The 20,046-nt window shown below is 73.2% G+C and carries 14 protein-coding genes; 9 read left to right on the top strand and 5 right to left on the bottom strand.

What is annotated here, in order from left to right; translation table 11 throughout:
* Position 1: 1 nt before the first annotated feature.
* The gene (gene nudC / locus AC5020_RS05125) at positions 2-919 is read right to left on the bottom strand and encodes an NAD(+) diphosphatase (RefSeq protein WP_377019080.1); all 918 of its coding nucleotides are present in this window, start codon (positions 917-919) and stop codon (positions 2-4) included.
* Positions 920-968: 49 nt separating this feature from the next.
* Between nudC and AC5020_RS05120 the strand changes: the two genes are divergently transcribed.
* A complete protein-coding gene (locus AC5020_RS05120) occupies positions 969-1,931 on the top strand; it encodes a phosphotransferase (RefSeq protein ID WP_377019078.1) in 963 nt (320 codons plus the stop codon).
* A gap of 70 nt (positions 1,932-2,001) precedes the next feature.
* Here AC5020_RS05120 and AC5020_RS05115 read toward each other — a convergent pair whose 3' ends face one another.
* Both AC5020_RS05115 and AC5020_RS05110 read right to left on the bottom strand, forming a co-directional pair.
* Positions 2,002-5,520 (bottom strand): ATP-dependent helicase, encoded by a 3,519-nt coding sequence (locus AC5020_RS05115; protein WP_464987460.1) that lies wholly within the window; start codon positions 5,518-5,520, stop codon positions 2,002-2,004.
* Entirely contained in the window at positions 5,517-8,804 is a 3,288-nt protein-coding gene (locus AC5020_RS05110; RefSeq protein ID WP_464987459.1) for a PD-(D/E)XK nuclease family protein, read from the bottom strand. Before AC5020_RS05110 ends, AC5020_RS05115 begins: the two co-directional genes overlap by 4 nt.
* A gap of 113 nt (positions 8,805-8,917) precedes the next feature.
* On the opposite strand from AC5020_RS05110, the gene AC5020_RS05105 reads away from it, so the two are divergent.
* The 4 genes from AC5020_RS05105 to AC5020_RS05090 all read left to right on the top strand — a co-directional run bounded on the left by AC5020_RS05105 (position 8,918) and on the right by AC5020_RS05090 (position 13,452).
* Positions 8,918-9,589, top strand: a complete 672-nt coding sequence (locus tag AC5020_RS05105; RefSeq protein WP_377019074.1) for a TetR/AcrR family transcriptional regulator — start codon at positions 8,918-8,920, stop codon at positions 9,587-9,589.
* Between the two features lie 56 nt (positions 9,590-9,645).
* Entirely contained in the window at positions 9,646-9,867 is a 222-nt protein-coding gene (locus tag AC5020_RS05100; RefSeq protein ID WP_377019073.1) for a DUF3107 domain-containing protein, read from the top strand.
* Between the two features lie 6 nt (positions 9,868-9,873).
* Positions 9,874-11,604, top strand: coding sequence for a metallophosphoesterase family protein (locus AC5020_RS05095; protein ID WP_464987458.1), 1,731 nt, complete (start codon positions 9,874-9,876; stop codon positions 11,602-11,604).
* A gap of 78 nt (positions 11,605-11,682) precedes the next feature.
* Positions 11,683-13,452: a DEAD/DEAH box helicase gene (locus AC5020_RS05090; protein ID WP_464987457.1), complete on the top strand. Its 1,770-nt coding sequence runs from the start codon at positions 11,683-11,685 to the stop codon at positions 13,450-13,452.
* Between the two features lie 159 nt (positions 13,453-13,611).
* Here the strand turns inward: AC5020_RS05090 and AC5020_RS05085 are convergent, their stop codons facing one another.
* Together AC5020_RS05085 and AC5020_RS05080 are read right to left on the bottom strand one after the other, a co-directional pair.
* Positions 13,612-14,241, bottom strand: a complete 630-nt coding sequence (locus AC5020_RS05085; RefSeq protein ID WP_377019069.1) for a MarC family protein — start codon at positions 14,239-14,241, stop codon at positions 13,612-13,614.
* Entirely contained in the window at positions 14,238-15,122 is an 885-nt protein-coding gene (locus AC5020_RS05080) for a PHP domain-containing protein (protein WP_464987456.1), read from the bottom strand. Before AC5020_RS05080 ends, AC5020_RS05085 begins: the two co-directional genes overlap by 4 nt.
* A 37-nt stretch (positions 15,123-15,159) precedes the next feature.
* Here AC5020_RS05080 and AC5020_RS05075 point away from each other — a divergent pair, with 37 nt between their 5' ends.
* From AC5020_RS05075 to AC5020_RS05060, 4 genes are read left to right on the top strand one after another with little or no spacing between them, the layout of a single operon-like run.
* On the top strand, positions 15,160-16,698 hold the full coding sequence (locus AC5020_RS05075; RefSeq protein WP_464987455.1) for an aminopeptidase P family protein: 1,539 nt from the start codon (positions 15,160-15,162) through the stop codon (positions 16,696-16,698).
* Between the two features lie 14 nt (positions 16,699-16,712).
* Positions 16,713-18,041, top strand: a complete 1,329-nt coding sequence (locus AC5020_RS05070; RefSeq protein WP_464987454.1) for a magnesium transporter MgtE N-terminal domain-containing protein — start codon at positions 16,713-16,715, stop codon at positions 18,039-18,041.
* Between the two features lie 2 nt (positions 18,042-18,043).
* Positions 18,044-18,757 (top strand): DUF1003 domain-containing protein, encoded by a 714-nt coding sequence (locus AC5020_RS05065; protein ID WP_464987453.1) that lies wholly within the window; start codon positions 18,044-18,046, stop codon positions 18,755-18,757.
* Positions 18,754-19,905, top strand: coding sequence for a P-loop NTPase (locus AC5020_RS05060; RefSeq protein WP_464987452.1), 1,152 nt, complete (start codon positions 18,754-18,756; stop codon positions 19,903-19,905). The genes AC5020_RS05065 and AC5020_RS05060 overlap by 4 nt, the downstream gene beginning before the upstream one ends.
* Positions 19,906-20,046 lie beyond the last annotated feature (141 nt).

The raw sequence follows: 20,046 nt of genomic DNA, 5'->3' as shown, positions 1-20,046 counted from the left end.
CTCACACCTCGGCCGGGGCCCCGTACCAGTCGTCGATCAGGGCTCGGCCCAGGGAGGCCTGACCGGGAAGCTCGACCTCGCCGGCCTCGAGCGCGGCGGCCAGCTCCTGACGCGTGAACCAGCGGGCCTCGGCGATCTCGTCCTCCTGCAGGGTGAGCTCGACCGAGCCGGGCACCCAGGCCCGGAATCCCAGCATCAGCGACCGCGGGAACGGCCACGGCTGGCTGCCGACGTACTCGACCTCCTCCACCCTGACGCCGACCTCCTCGGCCACCTCGCGCGCCACCGCATCCTCGAGGCTCTCCCCCGGTTCGACGAAACCGGCCAGCACCGAGTGGAACCGGCCGCGGAAGTTCACGTTGCGCGCCAGCAGCAGCCTGTCGGCGCTGTCCCGCACGGCCATGATCACCGCGGCGTCGGTGCGCGGGAAGTGCTCGGTGCCGTCCTCGCGGCAGCGCAGCACCCAGCCGCCGGTCTCGGCCTCGAGCAGCTCGCCGCACAGCGGGCAGTGCCGCATGGAGCGATGCCAGGCGCCCATGGCGACGGCGGTCAGGGCGAGGCCGGCATCCTCCGCCTCGAGCTGCTCCGCGACGCGCCGCAGGTCACGCAGATCACGGCCGGGGTCGTCGAGCTCGGGGCTGGGCTCGGGGATCTCGACGGCGAGGACCCGCATGCCGTCTCGACGGCCCAGCAGCACGAGCGGCTGGCGGGCACCGCCGCGGGGGTCCTCGGTCTCCAGCGCGATGGCCAGGGTGCCGTCCTCCTGCTCGTGCACGGCCGCGGCGCCGCCGCGGGTGACGAGGTAGCGGGCGTCCTCGCCGGGAGCCACCATCGCCGGGTCGATCCGACTGGCCGCCTCCCGGTCCGTCGCGAGCAGGGTCAAGGGGGTGTGCAGAGAGGGGCCGCGGAGCTTCGCCATACCCTCGAGCCTACGCGGCGTCCAGGGGTGGGCCGGGTACGGTGGAAGGGTGCATCGCAACTCCTATTCCTTGGCTGCTCTCGCCGCGGCGGCGGTCCCCGGCCTGGTCCCGGCGCGGACCACGGCGATCGCGACCCCGGCTGAGGATCTGGACGTCGCCGGGGTGGTCGGCGACGACGACCGGCGCGTCATGGTCCTCTCCCCCGCCTCGACGTCGGCGGGGATCCGTCTCGAGCGCGACCTGAAGGTCACCGACGCGCTCTCGGGGACCTCGCTGCGCGGCGTGATCCCGCCGGTGCTCGGTTTCGTGAAGCTCTCCGAAGGTGGCCGGGCGGCCGTCACCGAAGCTCCCGTCGGGCGCCCGCTGATGCTCGAGGATCTGCACCGGTCCGCAGAGCTCGCGCGGTCGCTGGGCCGGATCCTCGCTCGCATCCACACCGTCCCGCGCTACGCCGCCGAGGCGGCGGGGGTGGAGTCCTTCACGCCGGAGGTCCTCCACGCCGAGCACGTCACCCGGGTGCGCACGGCCAAGGAGGGCGGGCATCTGCCGGCAGCCGTCGCCCAGCGCTGGGAGGCGCTGCTGGAGGACACCGAGCTGTGGGACTTCTCCCCGCAGTTCATCCATGGCGACCTCTCCGAGGAGAGCCTGTTCCTGACCGGTGACCGGGTCAGCGCGGTGCGCGACTGGTCCTCCTCCAAAGTGGCCGATGCCGCCACCGATCTGGCCTGGCTGATCTCCTCGCTGGACCCGGACCGCTTCGACGACCTGTACTCCGCGTACCGCGAGGAGCTGCCGACCTCGACGCATCCGCGGCTGATGGAGCGCGCTCAGGCGCTCGGCGAGTTCGCCGTCGCCGAATGGCTGGCGCACGGCCTGGAGACCGGCGACGAGACGATCGTGGCCGACGCCCGCGGCATGATCGCCGACCTCGATGCCGATCTGGCGCAGATCGCGCGGGACGAGGCCGAGCGGGCCTATGAGGAGATGAACCCCCGCCAGGACGAGGCCTGAGCGACTCCTCACCGGGTGCCGCCCGCGCAGTCCGTCGCTGGTGGACGGGCTCGCCCGCCGGCGAGCGCGATCAGTCGCCGGTGAGCATCTGGGCGATCCGGGCGCGCGAGGGATGGCGACGCACCTCGTGCGTGACACCGTCGGCCACGAAGTGGAAGGCCGTGCGGATACGCCCCAACGGGATCCCGGTGCGCTCGTGCCAGGCGATGCGGTACACGGACAGCTGCAGGGAGCGCTCGCGCAGCTGAGCCGGTCGTGGCAGCCGTCCGGTCTTCCAGTCCACGATGATCACGCCCCGGGCGTCATCGGGATCGGGGAAGACCGCATCGATCACGCCGCGCACGGTGATCTCCCCGACCCTGGTGGTCACCGGCTGCTCGACGGCGAGCGGGGTGCGGCCTGCCCATTCGGAGGCGGCGAAGGCTTCTCGCAGGGCGAGCTCCTCGGCCCGGGACCCGGATCGCCCGTCCGGGGCATCGTCGGAGCCGCTCGGGCCCGGGACGTCCGAGCTCTCCGCGACGTCCCCGACGTCGGCCAGATCCGCCAGGTCCTCGTAGTCCAGCAGGGTCGCGCTGTCGTAGCGGGACTCCAGCCAGGCGTGGAACGCGGTGCCGCGGGCCGCAGCGGCCGAGGGCCGCCGGGGCAGCGGCCGCAGCAGGTCGATCGCGGCGCCGTGGGGGTCCCGTGCCTGGTGGACCACCTGCGAGGCCGACAATCGCGGCGGGGAGTGGACGACCGGAGGCGCGGCCTGCTGCTCGAGATCCGCGACGGCCCGGCGCACCGTCTCCGCGAGCTGCGGGTCGGCCAGCGCGGCGAGATCCGGCCCGGGACCGGCGGTGCCTGCGCTCGGCCCTGCGCTGGGCGAGACGCCGGTCCCTGCGGGAGCCTGCGTGGCGGAGCCGGTCTCCTCATCGCCTGTGCCGGTCGCCGCCTCGAGCAGCTCTGCGGCGCGCCGACGGGCCAGCTCCGCCTCACCGGGAGCGGGCGGCCACTGGGCCTGCGGCCGTTCGGTCTCCATCGGGTTGTGCTCGGGGACCTCCTGCACGGTGCGCAGCTGCGGCGGAACCAGATTCGCGACCTCGATCAGGTAGCGCGAGCGGGGCCGGGCGGTGGCCAGCCCGGCGCGCCAGGCCGCCGAGGTCAGCAGCAGCCTGCGGCGGGCACGGGTGACCGCGACGTACATCAGCCGCCGGTCCTCGCGCAGGGACTCCTCGCCCTGCGCGAACCGGTACTCCTCGATCAGGGACTCGGCATCGACCTGCGTGTCGGCCTCCGCCCAGGCCAGTTCGGGCAGGGTGTCCGCGTCCCCGCGCAGCGCGGTGGGCACGGACGCGGAGGCGAGCTTGTCGAGCCACCCGTTGGCGGGGACCCGCACCCGGCCGGCCTCGTCGACCTTCGCGCGTCGCAGGTCGTAGGAGGGCACGCTGCCCTCGGTGAGCCCGGCCACGGCGACCAGGTCCCATTCCAGTCCTTTCGCGGAGTGCATGGTCACGATCTCGACGGGCTCCGCCCCGTCATCGCCCTCGGACGCAGCGGCCTGGGCATGCTCGGGGGCGGCGTTCACGGCGAGCCCGGCCTCCTCGTCCTCGCTGATCTCCAGCAGGTCGAGGTAGGCGCCGAGGCCGCCTCGGGGAGCGGTGCGGTCGAAGGCGGCGGCGTGATCCCGCAGGGCTTCGAGGTCGGCGAGGGCACCCGAGGCGGGGTCGCGCTCCTGCAGCGCCAGATCCACCTCGAGCACGCGCACGGCGGCGGTGACCAGGTCCGGCAGGGGCAGGGGCAGCAGCCGGCGCATCTCGCGCAGCAGCTGCTGGACCTGCTCGAGCCGGGCCCTGCCCGTGGCTGTCAGGGAGCGCCCCGAGGGATCGCTCCAGTCCGCCGGCGGGAGGTCGTCGACCGCGTCGATGAGGGAGACGGACTCGGCCTCGTCCTCCCCGCCCGGGGTATCGGCATCCCGGCGCAGGCGAGAGGCCAGCCGGTCCCGCCATCGACCCAGCACGGCGAGGTCCCGGGCCCCCACCCGGAACCGAGGGCCGGACAGCAGACGCATCAGGGCATCACCGCGGCCGGGATCGTGCGCACATTGCAGCACGGCGCGCACGTCGGCCACCTCGGGGCGATGCAGCAGGCCGCCGAGCCCGACCACCCGGACCGGGAGTCCCTTCTCCTCGAGTCCTTCGACCAGGGCGGGGATCTGGCGGCGGGCACGGACCAGCACGGCGGCCGAGGCCTGCCCGTCCTCGGCCTCGGCGCGACGGGCGAGGACCCAGTCGGCGATGGCCCGGGCCTCGGCGCGCTCGTCGGAGGCCTCGATGATCTCGGCGCCGCCCTCCCCCGCCCCGGGCCGGGCCGCCAGCTCGGGGATCCTCAGCCCGGCGGCTCCGTTGCGCAGGGGGGCGGCCAGCGTATTGGCCACGGCCAGGACGGCCTCGTCGTTGCGCCAGGAGGTGGACAGGGTGCGCTCCAGGACGGGCTGCTCGTCCGTGGCGAAGGCCTCGGCGAAGCCGGCCAGGGAAGCGGCCGAGGCGCCGCGCCACCCGTAGATCGCCTGCTGGGGATCGCCGACGGCGCAGGCGGCGTGCCCCGGCCCGAAGAGGTCGGTGAGCATCTGCAGCTGGGCGACCGAGGTGTCCTGGAACTCGTCCAGCAGCACCACCCGGTGCATGCGCCGGGCGAGCCGGCCCGCGGCGGGAACCTCGCGCGCCACCCGGGCGGCGAGGGAGACCTGGTCGGCGAAGTCGAGGGCGGCGGACTCGGCGCGGACCCGGGCGAAGCGTTCGAGCAGCGGGATCAGGGCGAGCCGGGACTCGAGCGCGGACAGGACCGAGGCGACGGCCTTGGGTGTGGTGCGGCGGCGGCCCTCGACCTGCAGCGGGATCCCGGCGAGGTGGTCGCGGATCGTGCTGAGGTGCTCCTGCAGCTGCTCGGGGCTCACCAGGTGGTCGGCGAGCGAGGAGGTCAGCGACAGCAGCGCCGCGGTCAGGGTCGCCGGGGACGCCTCGAGGTCCAGGCTGTCGTCCCAGGACTCGACGATGGAGTGGGCCAGCTGCCACGAGGCCGAGGTGGACATCATGGTCAGCTCGGGGTCGATGCCGACGGCCAGGGCATGCTCGCGCACCAGGTCGAGGGCGAACCCGTTGTAGGTGCTGACGGTGGGGCGCTGGCCCACCAGGTCGTCGTGGCCGCGCTCGAGCCCGGCCGGCAGCGTCAGCCCCTCCTCGCGCATCGCGGTGGCCAGGGTGCCCAGGCGCGCCGAGATCCGGGCGGAGAGCTCGTGGGCGGCCTTGCGGGTGAAGGTGAGGCCGAGAACCTGGCGGGGCTCGACGATGCCGTTGGCGATCAGCCACACGACCCGGGAGGCCATCGTCTCCGTCTTGCCGGAGCCGGCCCCGGCGACCACCAGCATCGGGGCGAGCGGTGCTTCGATGACGGCGGTCTGCTCGGCGGTCGGCGTGGGCTGGCCGAGCAGGTCGGCCAGCCGCTGCGCCGGCAGCGCCGGCGGGACTGCCGCGGCTGGCAGGGCTGACCGGGTCGAGGGGTCCGACGGGCCGTGCCCCGGAGCCCGGGTCGGGCGGGAGGCGGACGAGCTCATAGCTGCTGTCCTTCCGGCTGCAGGGGGCAGCTGCTGCGCACGGCGCAGTGGGCGCAGTGGGCGTTCAGCCGGGCGGTGACCTGCGAACCGGACACCTCCGTCGCGACCGTCTCCACCAGGTCGTCGAACCACGCGGGGTCCTCGGCCCGCGGCAGCGCGTTCTGGGTGCGCACCGCGGCCTTCTCCCCTCCGGTGCCGACGTAGACCAGCTGGGCCCCGCCCAGCCGTTCGGGGGCGTCCTCCCCGAGCTGCTCGGCCAGGGCGCCCTCGCGCACGGCTGCCTGGTACGCGGCCAGCTGCAGGTCGCTCTCGGCCGCGGCGGCGGACTTGGGATTCCTGCCGGTCTTGAGATCGACGACCCGCAGTCCGGTCGCGTCGCCCTCGATGCGATCGATGCTGCCGCGCAGCCGCACCCTGCCCAGCTCCACCTCGAAGGGGGCCTCGACGGCCAGCGGGGCGGGGGCGCTGCGCAGGTGCTCGGCGAGCAGCCGGGCGGCGTCCTCGGCGTGGCGGATGCGGCGGCGCCCGGACCAGGTCTCGGTGCCGGGCACCGAGCGCAGCAGCGCGTGCAGCTCGCGCAGGAGGTCCTCGGTGCCGTTCTCGGGGCCGCGGGGATGGACCTGGGCCAGATGGTGCAGTGCGGTCCCGATCAGCTGTGCGGGCCCACCGGCGCGGGTGCCGCCGGAGCGCTCCATGAGCCAGGACTGGGGGCAGTCGACGGCGCGCTCGAGCGCCGAGGGCGACAGGGCGATGGGGGCACCGGGATCGTGCAGGGGCTCGGTGGTGCTGGGCTCCTGGTGGTACCAGCGCGCCGGGTCCGTGCCAGGGGCGCCGGCGCGGCCGAGGGCCGCCAGTGCGATCGCGGCATCCCGCGCCCGCTGCGGGTCGTCCTCGTGCAGACGGCGGCGCAGGGCGGCGACGAGCCGGCGGGCATCGGGCGCGGGGCCGGGGTCCTGCCGCAGGGTGTCCAGCTGCGTCCAGGGCTCACCGGGCAGCGTCTCGACGGCTTCGACCAGCGCCGACGGGGCCAGCTGATCGTCCTCGACCGCAGTGACCAGCACTCGGGTGCGGGCACGGGCGACGGCGCTGACGGCAAGACGCAGTTCGTCGGCGACCACCTGGGAGCGCTGGATGGCGCGCAGCGATTCGGGGTCCTCGAGGCCGGTGGGGATCCCGGCACCGGCCTCCGTCCCCGCATCGGCGCCGGCACCGGCCAGCAGCGAGAGCTCCGCTGCACCGAACAGGGTCGAGCGCAGGCGCAGGTCCGGCCAGGCTCGTTCCTGGACGCGGGCGAGGACGACCGTGTCCCGGTGCTCACCGGCGAGCTGGGCGGGTGTGAGCACGCTCAGCCGTCCCCGCGGGGCGGCGGCCGGGGCGAGGGTGTCCTCGACCACGGCCTGGGAGCGGATCTGCTCGACGAGATCGAGTGCGCCGGCGCCGGGACGGCGATCGGTCAGACGCTCCGCGGCGGCGAACAGCTCCAGCAGGGCGTCGAGCCGGGATCCGGCCAGGCGGGAGCGGGCACCGTCGACGTCGCCGGGGGCGCCGAGGGCGGCGCGGCGCCAGCCTGCGGCCAGCCCGGAGGCATCCCAGGCGTGCCAGATCACCTGCTCGGCGTCGGCGTCGCGGTGCTTGCGGACGGCGCGGATCATCGCCCGCACGCGGTGGACCGGGGCGGCGGCCCGGTCCCGGGCATCCGGGGCGGGCAGGCCCGGGACCTCGTCCTCGGTGAGGGCGCGGGCCAGCAGCTGCTCGCTGGCCACCTCCTGCCCGGTCCCGGCGGCGCGGTGCGCAGCCAGCAGCAGCCGGCGGATACGGCGCAGACGCAGCGTGTCGGCGTCGCCGAAGGGACCGCGCAGCAGGCGATCGGCCACGAGGGGATCCGGCACGGTCCCCTCCGGGGCGAGCCCGGTCTCGAGGATCGTGAGCAGGTCGGCGATGGCCGGGACGTCGCGCAGCGGCTGGGGGCGGCGCGGCGTGCGCACCGGCAGGCCGGTGCGCGAGAGCAGATCCGCGACGTCGGCGACGGCGGCCCCGGAACGGCACACGACGGCCATGTCGTCGTAGGGGATCTGCTCGCGGTGGTGGAGATCGCGCAGGGCGGAGCCGATCAGTCGGGCCTCGTCCAGCGGGTCGCTCGCCCGCAGCACCGCAATCCCTGTGGTGGCTGTGCTGCCTGCGGTGCCTGCGGACTGAGCGTCGGAGGACGGGCCTGCGGGCGCCTCGGGAGCGCGAGCGAGGGACACGGCATCGGGCCGCGGGCGACGGGAGGCCGCCGGGGCACCGGCCAGCGGGAGCCGGCCGCGCAGTGCGTCGACTCCCGTGACGATCCGCTCCGACGCCCCGTGGGACCGGCGCAGGGTGACCTCGGTCACCGGGCGGCGGAGGAGCCCGCGTATGCGGTCGGCAGCATCGGGCAGGGCGCCCCGGAACGTGTCCACCGCCGCGTCCGGGCAGCTGCACACCAGCACCGGCGCCCCCGCCCCCGCCAGGGCCGCGACCAGGGAGATCCCGGCCGTTGTCAGATCCTGCGCGTCATCGATCACGACGGCCCGGAAGGGCGCGGGCGTCCGCGGGTCCTCCAGCAGGCGGGCAGCGCGCCGGACCAGGCCGCCGGCGTCGAGCCGCGGCCCCGCGTCCAGGGCGGCCGAGGACTCGAGATCGAGGACCCCGAGATAGTCGCGCAGGATCGCCGCGGCGTCCCGCCAGGCCGGGCGGTCCCGTCGGCGGCCCAGCTCCTCGAGGTCCGACGGGGCCAGGCCCAGCTCGGTCGCTCGCGTGATCAGGTCTCTCAGCTCGGTGCGGAAGCCCGGCAGAGCGCGCGCCCCCGGATCGGCGTCCAGGTACCAGGATTCCCGGTCCGCGATCAGCTCGGCCAGCAGGGCGTCCTGCTCTGCGCCCGTGACCAGGGTCGGCTCCCCCAGCCCCCGCTCGAGCGCGTCGGAGCGCAGGATCGCGTGGGCCAGGGCCGGCGGGGTCATGGCTCGCACCTCGCCGGCGCCGCCGGCGCCGAGAGCGTCGCGCAGATGGCCGGCGGCGAGGCGGCGCGGGGCGAGCAGCAGCGCGCCGTCCCCGCGTGCGGCCGCGGCAGCCAGGGCGAGAGCACTGCGCCCGCTGGCCGGGCCGCCGTGGACGATCACGTCATCGCCCGCGGTGAACGCGTCCAGTGCCCGGCGCTGATCCCCGTCGAGCTCCTCACGGTCACGCAGCGGCGGCAGCGACCCGAGATCCGGCCCGAGCAGACGGATGCCCTCGCCCGTGGTCGCTCCTGCTCGCCTCGCCATGGCCCTATTGGACCGCACCAGGCCGACACCTGTCGGGGGCCGACCGTGCCCGCCGGGACGGTAGAGTGTCACGGATCACCGCGGATCAGCCACACCCTCCGGAGGTCGACGCCATGTCTTCGCCGTCCAAGGCGCCCACGGTCCGGATGCCTCGCGCGCAGCGGCGCTCCCAGCTGCTCGAGCTCGCCACCCGCGTCTTCACCGAGAAGGGCTTCCAGGCGACGTCGATGGACGACATCGCCGCCGCGGCGGGCGTGACCAAACCGGTCCTCTATCAGCACTTCGACTCGAAGGAGACTCTGTACGTCGAGGTCATCGACATCCTCGCCGGGCGGATGCTGGACGAGGTCCGGGCGATCGGGGATCACGCCGGCGGCACGGCGGCCCGCGTGCGTCACGGCCTCGGGCGCTTCTACCAGTTCGTGTCCCTGGAGAACGCCCTGCGCCTGTTCACGGGCCACGAGTCGATCTCCCCACGGGTCCAGGAGCGCGTGGACCTGGTGCTGGACGAGATGGCGATCGAGCTCGCCGGGGTGCTGACCGCTGCACGCCGCTTGAGCACGGTCCAGGCACGGGTGGTGGGCCGGGGGTTCATCGCCATCGCCCAGACCACCGCCCTGCTGCTCCATGCCGCCGCCGACGAGGCCGAGCGGGAGGAGGTTCTCGAGACGATGACCGCGGCGATGGTGCACGGACTCACCGGATTCGAGCCGCTGGAGCACCCGCAGGTCGCCGGGCCCGTGCTGGCGGGGGACGGGAGCGCACGCCCCGGTTCCGAGCGGTAGACTTCCGGCGCACAGCATCGGACATCCGCCCCCGAGGCGGAGGGAAGGATTTCGACATGGAGATCCGCATCGGCATCCAGCACTCCCCCCGCGAGATCGTCGTCGAGTCCGGGGAGAAGGCCGACGAGGTCCTCGAGCGCCTCAACGCCGCCGTCACCGACGGCACCCCCGTCACGCTGGTCGACGACAAGGGCCGCACGGTGCTGATCCCCGGTGCGAAGCTCGCTTTCGCGGAGCTCTCCACGGAGGAGCCCCGCCGCGTCGGCTTCCTCGGCTGACCCACCGTGGCCGCCGCCCACGAGGACTCGCCGGGCGAGTCCGCGACGGATCCGGATGCCGCGGCCGCGCACGAGGACTCGTCGGCCACCGCTGAGGACGCGCCCCCGGAGGACTCCGCGGCCGGACGTCGCCGGCGCAGACGGCGCAGCATCCGTCTCCTGCATCTGAGCACCACCGTGCTGGTCGCCGCCCTGGGGGCGGTCGTCGGCATCCTGCTGACCCCCGCGACCCGGGTCGACGTCGGCCCGCTGACCGCGACGGTCCACCTGCGTCCCTCGTTCGCCTCCGAGACCGTCCTGCTGCTGCCCCCGGTCGGCGAGATCGCCTTCGACACGCACGTCGCCCCGGTCAGCATCGAGGCCCGCGTGCAGGGCGTGGACATCGACAAGGCCGAGGCGCTGTTCTACTCCGACCAGGGCCTGAGCGACCTGACCCGGACGGCACCCGAGGCGCTCACTGCCGCCGCCGCCACGAATGCGGCCCTGAACGCGCTCTGCGGAGCCGCAGGGGCCGGCCTGGCCGTCGGCCTCACGTTCCGCCGGGTACGACGCTCGCTGATCGCCGCCGGCGGAGTGGTCGCCGTGGTCGGGGTCTCGGTGGCCGCCACGTCGGTGACGTTCAGGCCCGAGTCGCTGTACCAGCCGAAGTTCGAGGGACTGCTGTCCCAGGCCAGTTACGTCGCCGACATCGGCCAGGGCAAGGTCGTGGACTACGAGAACTACCGCGACACGCTCGCCGAGTTCGTGGGGCAGGTCTCCGCTCTCTACATCGCGGCGGACTCCCTGCCCGTGGGGATGGACGCCGAGAACGTCACGACCGTGCTGCACGTCTCGGACATCCACGACAATCCCCAGGCGTACGACGTCATCGAGCAGCTGGAATCCCAGTTCGCGATCGATCTGGTCATCGACACCGGCGACATCATCTCCTGGGGGACGTCGCTGGAGAACGAGCTGCTCAGCTCGATCGGCGAGCTGGATGTGCCCTACGTCTACATCGCCGGCAACCACGACGGGGCGAGCACCGCGGCCGTGATCGCCGACCAGCCCAATGCGACCGTGCTGGAGAACGAGGTCACCGAGGTGGCCGGGCTGCAGATCGCCGGGATCGGCGATCCCCGCTTCGCGGCCGACGACGACTCCGACGCCGGCGGATGGCGCGAGGGGAAGGAAGCCGTCGCGGCCAGCGGGTTCCAGCTCGGCGAGACCATCACCGACTACGACCGGGAACACCCCGAGGACCCGGTCGATCTCGCCCTGATCCATGACCCCACCCAGCCGGAGGGCCTGCTCGGCCGGGTGCCGCTGGTGCTGTCCGGCCACATGCACACCTCGAACGTCGAGCTGGACGTCGAGAGCTCGGGCACCAACTGGCTGACGGTCGGCTCCACCGGCGGGGCGCTCGCCTCCGGCGGGATCGCCCCGGTGCTGCAGGGTGACGACCCTCTCGATCTCACGGCCCGGATGCTCTATTTCGACAAGGAGACCGGGGATCTGGTCGCCTACGACGACATCGTGATGGGCGGGATGGGACTGGTCTCGGTGTCGATCCAGCGCTCCCAGATGCCCGCCGAGCAGCCCGAGCTCCGGATTCCCGAGGAGGACCGGACGCCGGAGGCGCCCGTCCCCTCCGAGCAGGAGGTCGAGCCGGGCGAAGGGCTGCCGGACGAGGAACGCGTCACTCCCACCGATCCCAGCAGCCCGCTGCCTGCCTCCAGCGACGGCGGCGCCGGCTGAATCGGGGCACTCCCCCGGCGCCCCGCAGGCATGGGGGCTACCATGGCAGTGCACATCCATGACTTAGAGAGTTGAACGGTGCCTGAAACCATCCCGCACACCGATGAGGCCGTGTCGGCCTCCCCCGCCGTCGAGCAGAGCTCCGGCAACGCTGCTGACCAGACGACCGACCAGACCGGTCGGACCAGCGCGCCCGAACAGACCTTCGCGGACTTCGACGTCCGCTCCGACATCATCGATGCCCTCGCCGCCAAGGGCATCGTCACTCCGTTCCCGATCCAGTCGATGACTCTGCCGGTCGCCCTGCGCGGCCGCGACATCATCGGCCAGGCCAAGACGGGCACCGGCAAGACGCTCGGCTTCGGCATCCCCCTGCTGCAGGCAGCGGTCGCACCCGGTGAGGACAACCCCGACGGGCGCCCCGTCGGGAAGCCGCAGGCCCTCGTCGTGCTGCCCACCCGTGAGCTCGCGGTGCAGGTCGCCGCGGATCTCGAGGCGGCCTCGGCGAAGCGTCCGGTGCGCATCCTGACCGTGTACGGCGGTCGCGCCTACGAGCCGCAGATCGAGGCCCTCGAGCGCGGCGTCGAGGTGGTCGTCGGGACCCCCGGCCGCCTCCTGGACCTGCTGCGTCAGAAGTACCTGGACCTGTCCCAGGTGCGCACCGCGGTGCTGGACGAGGCCGACGAGATGCTGGACCTCGGCTTCCTCGAGGACATCGAGAAGCTGCTGCAGGCGGTGCCGACCACACGCCAGACCATGCTGTTCTCCGCGACGATGCCCGGGCCGATCATGGCCCTCGCCCGCCGCTTCATGAGCCAGCCGACGCACATCCGTGCGCAGGATCCCGGCGACGAGGCGCGCACCAAGGCTGACATCAAGCAGGTCGTCTACCGCGCCCACCAGCTCGACAAGATCGAGGTGATGGCGCGCATCCTGCAGGCCCGCGAGCGTGGTCTGACGATCATCTTCATGCGCACCAAGCGCCAGGCGGACCGGGTGGCCGGCGATCTCGCCGACCGCGGCTTCGCCGCCGCCCCGCTGCACGGCGACCTGGGCCAGGGTGCCCGTGAGCAGGCGCTGCGCGCCTTCCGTCACGGCAAGATCGACGTGCTGGTCGCGACCGACGTCGCCGCCCGCGGCATCGACGTCACCGATGTCACCCACGTCGTGAACTGGAACTGCCCCGACGACGACAAGACCTACCTCCACCGGACCGGCCGCACCGGCCGCGCGGGCAAGAAGGGCACCGCGGTGACCTTCGTGGACTGGGAGGATCTGGCCCGGTGGTCGCTGATCGCCCGCCAGCTCGGCCTGGAGTCGACGGAGGCCGTGGAGACGTATTCCACCTCGGAGCACCTCTACGCCGAGCTCGACATCCCCTCCGACGCCAAGGGCTCGCTGCCCCGCGACAAGCGCACCCGCGACGGCCTGGACGCCGAGGCGATCGAGGATCTCGGCGGCCCGGACTCCGGCTCCCGCGGGCCGCGGGACAGCGGACGCGGCGGAGGCCGCGGCGGTCGTGACAGCGGCGGCCGTGGTGGCCGTGACAGCGGCGGCCGCAGTGGCGCAGGACGCGGCGGTGAGCGCCGCGAGCAGTCCTCGAGCGAGGGCGGGAAGACGGAAGGCTCCGGCGACCGCCCGCGCCGCAACCGGTCGCGCTCGCGCACCCGCCGGGTCAACGGCGAGGTCGTCGCCGAGAGCAGCTCGGGCCCGGCCGGAGGCCGCGAGGGCTCCGACGCCGCGGGGTCCAGCGAACGTCCCCGCCGTCGCCGCTCCCGTGGCGGCCGCGGCCGCAGCGGCGGCAGTGGTGGCAACGGCGGCGGCTCCTCCGCCCCCGCCGAGGGCTGAGCGCGCCGAGAGCTGAGCATCGAGAATGCCCGCGACCCGAGTGATATCCGGGTCGCGGGCATTCGTGCTCTCACGGGGAAGGTCCTGACGAGGAACGCCCCGACAGGGCAGATCCGCAGGGCAGGTCCGCGGGGCTGATCCGCAGGGCGGCTCCGCACGTCAGGCCGGGACGACGCCCCAGGCGGCGAGGAAGGCGTGGATCGCGTCGAAGATCATCTGCGTGCTGATCGCGGCCAGCAGCACGCCGGAGATGCGGGTGACCAGCGTGACCCCGCCCTCGCCGAGGATCCGGGCAATGACGCCCGCGAACCGCATCGCGAGGTAGATCGCCACGGCCAGCAGCACCATGGCGATGGCGAGCGAGCTGATCCGAGCGACCTCGCCCTCGGTCTGCTGGACGAAGAGCATCACCGCGACGATCGCCCCGGGGCCGCCGAGCAGCGGCGTGCCCAGCGGCACGAGGGCCACGTTCACGCCCTCGCTCGCAGCCATCTCCCCCATCTTCCCGGTCAGCAGCTGCAGCGCGACGATCAGCAGCAGGAGCCCGCCGGAGAACTGCAGCGCCGGCAGCGAGATGCTCATGTAGTCGAGGATGAACCGCCCGAACAGGGCGAACACCGAGATGATCAGCATCGCCACACCGACGGCCACCAGCGCCGCCCGGTGCCGCTGCTTCGCGGTCATGGTGCTGGTCAGCGACAGGAAGATGGGCACCGTGCCCGGCGGGTCGATGATGACGAAAAGGGTGACGAAGACCCCGGTCAGGAAGCTCGGATCGACCAGGTTCACGGGCGGATGACCTCGGTGGTGCTCGTGGCGCGCTCGGTGATCGCCGCCAGGACGGACGGCTGCGTGAGGTTCTCCCCGAGCCGGTTGGGTTTGCCGGCGCCATGGTAGTCGCTGCCACCGGTGATCAGCAGATCGTGGCGGCGCGCGAAGTCACGCAGCCGGGCGCGCTCGGCCTCGTCGTGCTCGCGATGATCGACCTCCACGCCGGCCAGGCCCGCCTCGACCATGGACTCCAGCAGCTCCAGCGGAAGGTCTCCGTCGCGGGCGACGGAGCCCGGGTGGGCGACCACGGCCACTCCCCCGGCGTCGCGGATCGCGCGCACCGCGACCGTCGGCGAGGGCGCGTAGTACGGCACGTAGTACGGCCCGGAGGGGCTGAGGATCTCGCGGAACGCAGCGGAGCGGTCCGGGATGCTGCCCTGGGCGACCAGGGCGTCGGCGATGTGGGGGCGCCCGATCACGGTGCGCTCACCGGCCACCTGCGCCTGCACGTCCTGCCACGTGATCGGATAGTCGGCCGCGACCAGCTCGACCATCCGGCGAGCGCGCTGGGACCGGGAGGAGCGTGCACTGGCCATCTCCGTCGCGAGCTCCGTGTCCGGAGAGGGGTCCACCAGCAGCGCCAGGATGTGCACGCTGAGGCGTTCGTGCTCGGAGGAGACCTCGACGCCGGGCACGGCCGCCACCCCGCTCGCGGTGACCGCGCCGGGCAGTTCCGCCCAGCCGGCCACGGTGTCGTGATCGGTCAGTGCGAGAGCGCCCAGCCCCTCCTCGCGGGCGCCCCGGAACAGACCGTGGACATCACACGTGCCGTCGGACCACGAGGTATGGGCGTGCAGGTCGATGCGCTCCGCGCGGGTGGGATCGGACCTGTCGCTCATAGTTCCAGGGTAGACCGGCGCGTGAGACCATCGGGGGGTGAGCACCGAGAGCACCGACACCAGCACGCCCGCCACCGGCAACGGTCTCGCCTCCCGCGGCGATGCCCGCTCGCAGCGCCCCACCAACGAGGCGTTCCGCGAGTTCATCGCCTCCGGATGGGACGAGACGGTTCCCGACGCCGAACGCCGCGAGGCGGCGGATTTCACATCAGCGCGACGCGACGCGCTGGTGCGACGTCTGCCCGCCACCCGCATGGTGCTGCCCGCCGGCGTGCTCAAGGTCCGCTCCAACGACACCGACTACCAGTTCCGCCCGGACACCGCCTTCGCCTACTACTCGGGCCTCGGCACCGACGAGGAGCCCGACAGCGTCCTCGTCGTCGAGCCCTCGGCGGAGGATCCGGGCCGAGCGCAGGCCACGTACTTCTTCCGGCCCCGCGCCGGCTTCGACAGCAGCGAGTTCTATGCCGACTCGCGCTACGGCGAGATGTGGGTGGGCCGCCGGCCGACGCTCGAGGAGGCCTCGCAGCGCCTCGGCATCGAGGTGCGGCACATCGATGACCTCCGCGACCACCTCGCCAAGGACGTCGGCGCGCAGCTGTCGCTGTCGGTGATGCCGGGCGTCGATGCCGCCGTGGAATCGATGGTCCAGGAGATCCGTACCCAGAACGGGCTCCCCGGCGGGGACGACGCCGCCGCGCAGCACGCCGAGCTGAAGGAAGCCACCAGTGAGCAGCGTCTGGTCAAGGACGAGTACGAGGTCCGCCAGCTGCGCAAGGCCGTCGACGCGACCGTCCGCGGCTTCGAGGACGTCATCGCCCACCTGCCCCAGGCCGTCGCCCACGCCCGCGGCGAGCGCGTGATCGAGGGCGTCTTCGCCCGCACCGCGCGCGTCGAGGGGAACGGCGTCGGCTATGACACGATCGCCGCCGCCGGCGACCACGCCTGCACCCTGCACTGGATCCGCAACGACGGGACCGTGCACGAGGACGATCTGGTGCTGCTGGACGCCGGCGTCGAGGTCGATTCGCTCTACACCGCCGACGTCACCCGCACCCTGCCGGTCTCCGGCACGTTCGCCCCGGCGCAGCGGAAGGTCTACGACGCGGTGCTGGAGGCGGCCGACGCCGCCTTCGCGATCGCCCGGCCCGGCGTGCGCTTCCGCCAGCTGCACGCGACCGCCATGGAGGTCATCGCCGCCCGGCTCGAGCAATGGGGGCTGCTGCCGGGGACCGCCGAGCAGTCGCTCTCGCCCGAGGGTCAGTGGCACCGGCGCTGGATGGTCCACGGCACCAGCCATCACCTGGGCATGGACGTCCACGACTGCGCGCAGGCCCGTCGCGAGATGTACCTCGACGCGGAGCTCCAGCCCGGGATGGTCTTCACGATCGAGCCCGGTCTGTACTTCAAGGAGAACGACCTGCTGGTCCCCGAGGAGCTGCGCGGCATCGGCGTGCGCATCGAGGACGACGTCCTGGTCACCGCCGACGGCGTCGAGAATCTCTCGGCCGCGGCTCCCCGTCGGGCCGAGGACGTCGAGAAGTGGATCGCCGAGATCAGCGGCCGGCGGCCGTGAGCAGGTCCGGGGCAGTGAGCAGCGCCCAGCTGGCGCGCTTCTACGCGGCTCGGCTCGCCGGCACCACCGTCTTCGATCCCATCGGGGACGTGGTGGCGAAGGTGCGGGACGTCGTCGTGCTGCCCCAGGCACGCAGCTCGGCGCGCGCCGTCGGGTTCGTGGTCGAGGTCGCGGCCAAGCGCCGCGTGTTCCTGCCCATCACCCGCGTCACCTCCATCTCGCCGGGCCAGGTGATCTCGACCGGGGTGCTGAACGTGCGCCGCTTCGAGAAGCGCGCCGGGGAGCTGCTGGTGATCGGTGACCTGCTCGATCGCGCGGTCACGCTCAACGACGGCTCCGGCGAGGCGACGGTGCTGGACATCGCCCTGGACCAGAACCGGCACAAGGACTGGGAGGTCTCCCGGCTGCACGTGCGCCGCCGTCGCCGCGGCAGCTCGCTGAGCCGTCTGGTATCGCGCGGGGAGACGCTCACCGTCCAGATCACCGAGGTCAGCGGACTGTTCGGCACCCAGGCGGAGCAGTCGGCGCACCTGCTGGCGGCCTCCTACCAGGATCTCAATCCCGCCGATCTGGCCGAGATCATCCAGGAGCTCGATGCCAAGCGACGGATCGAGCTGGCCGGGGAGCTGGCCGACGAACGCCTGGCCGATGCGCTGGAGGAACTGCCCGAGGACGTCCGGGTCGAGGTCGTCACCGGGCTGGATCCCACCCGTGCCGCCGACGTGCTGGACGTCATGGACCCCGACGACGCCGCGGACCTGCTGCAGGAGCTGCCCGAGCAGGTCGCCTCCCAGCTGCTGGGCCTGATGGAGCCCGAAGAGGCGGAGGACGTGCGCCGCCTGCTGGCCTACGACGAATACACCGCCGGCGGCATGATGACCACCGAGCCGATCATCGTCGCCCCCGAGACCTCGGTGGCCCACTGTCTGGCGATGATCAGCCGCGAGGATCTCCACGCCGCGCTCGCCGCGACCGTGCTGGTGTGCCGCGCCCCGCTCGAGACCCCGACCGGCAGGCTGCTGGGGATCGTCCATTTCCAGCAGCTGCTGCGGGAGCGGCCCGACCGGCCCGTCGGCGAGATCCTCGATGCCGACCGCGTCGCCGTCGGCCCCACCGCGCCGCTGTCCGAGGTCACCCGCGAGATGGCGACCTACAACCTGGTCTCCATCCCCGTGATCGACGACGACGGCCACCTGCTCGGCACGGTCACGGTCGACGACGTGCTCGATCACGTCCTGCCCGATGACTGGCGCGAGCAGGACGAACCCGTGCCCACCACCGGACAGATCGACCTGTCCGAGATCGCCCGGGCGACCGCCCGTGATGACGCCGAGGAGGAGTGAGAATGGCCGAGCACAACCCCGCTCCTCTCGACGATCCCGGTCCCCGCCGCCGCACGTGGCTGCGCAACCCCCTCCGTGGCGACGCATTCGGCCGCGCGGCGGAGGCCTTCGCCCGGATGATGGGCACCCCGGCCTTCCTGGTCGGGATGACCCTGTTCTGTGCGGCCTGGCTGACGTGGAACTCGCTGGCCCCCGAATCGGCGCAGTTCGACCCGCGTGCCCTGAACTTCACGCTGCTGACCCTGATCCTGTCCCTGCAGGCCTCCTATGCCGCTCCTCTGCTGCTGCTGGCCCAGAACCGTCAGGACGACCGCGACCGCGTGCAGGCGGAGCAGGATCGCCAGTCCAACGAGATCAACCATGCCACGACCGACTTCATCACCCGTGAGATCGCCTCGCTGCGCCTGGCCCTGAACGAGGTCGCCACCCGCGACTTCGTGCGCGGCGAGCTGCGGGACCTCCTCGAAGGGCTCGAGGAGCGCACCGGCTCCGAGACGGACGACGCCGAGGCGCCCTCCGAGAGCGGGAACCGCACGAAGCCCGACATTTCCCACAGGGACCCCGCCGACGCCTCGACCGCGTCCGGCGCGGGAACCGAGCAGTCCCCCGTCATGACCCTCGAGACCAGCGCTCTGCGGACCATCCTCCGCGAGGAGGTCGCCGCCGCGCTGGCCGAACGCTCCCCCGACCACCCGAAGGAGAACGACCTCTCGTGACCACCACAGAGCAGACCTCCGCCACCGACGACCGCGCCGCCCTCATCCACGAGGCGCTCAGCGGCGTCATCGACCCCGAGATCCGTCAGCCGATCACCGACCTCGGCATGGTCGACGACGTCACCGTCGACGCCGAGGGCACCGCCCACGTCAAGGTGCTGCTGACCATCGAGGGCTGCCCCATGCGCGACCGGATCGAACGGGAGACCGCCGAGGCCACCGCCACCGTGCCGGGCCTGAGCCGCGTCGAGGTCACCACCGGGGCCATGAACGAGGAGCAGCGCCGCGAGCTGACCGCACGCCTGCGGCAGGGGCGGCGCCAGATCCCGTTCAACCAGCCCGGCTCCCTGACCCGCATCTACGCGGTCTCCTCCGGCAAGGGAGGCGTCGGCAAGTCCACCGTGACCGCGAATCTCGCCGCCGCGATGGCGGCCGACGGACTGCGCGTCGGCGTGATCGACGCGGACATCCATGGATTCTCGATGCCCGGCATGTTCGGCGTCACCGACAAGCCGACCAAGGTCTCCGACCTGCTGATGCCGCCCGAGGGCCACGGCGTGGCCGTGATGAGCATCGGCATGTTCGTGCCGGAGGGGCAGGCCGTGGTGTGGCGCGGGCCCAAGATGCACCGCGCCATCGAGCAGTTCGCCTCCGACGTGTACTGGGGCGACCTCGACGTGCTGCTGCTGGACCTGCCGCCCGGCACCGGGGACGTCGCGATCTCCGTGGCCCAGCTGCTGCCCTCGGCGCAGATGCTCGTGGTGACCACGCCGCAGCAGTCCGCCTCCAGCGTCGCCGAGCGCGTCGGCTCGCTGGCCTCCTCGACCGGCCAGGAGATCGCCGGGGTGATCGAGAACATGGCGGGGCTGACGCTTCCGGACGGCTCCGTGATGGACGTGTTCGGCTCCGGCGGCGGCGACCGCGTGGCGGCGACCCTGGCCGAGGCCGTCGGCCATGACGTGCCCGTTCTCGGCCGGGTCGGTCTGGACCCCGCGCTGCGCGAGGGTGCCGACACCGGTGTCCCGATGGTGGTCTCGGCCCCGGACTCCCCCACCGCGATGGCGCTGTCGGGCGTGGCCCGCTCGCTCGTGCACACACCGCGGGGGCTGGACAAGATGAAGCTGCCGCTGACTGTCTCGCGGTCCTGAGCGACGCCGTCGGGCGCGTTTCCGGCCCGTGCTGGGCCCGGCGGTCCGGGCCTGTGCGAGCCCGTGTCCCGAGCCGCCTGATGGCGTCCGGGTGGGCTCAGCGGGTTCGGGGTCGGCCCAGCGGGTTCGGGGTCGGCCCAG

Source organism: Brachybacterium sp. SYSU DS0246 (assembly GCF_059391765.1).
The sequence above is the reverse complement of the archived record's forward strand: the minus strand, read 5'-3'. Positions and strand labels throughout refer to the sequence as shown.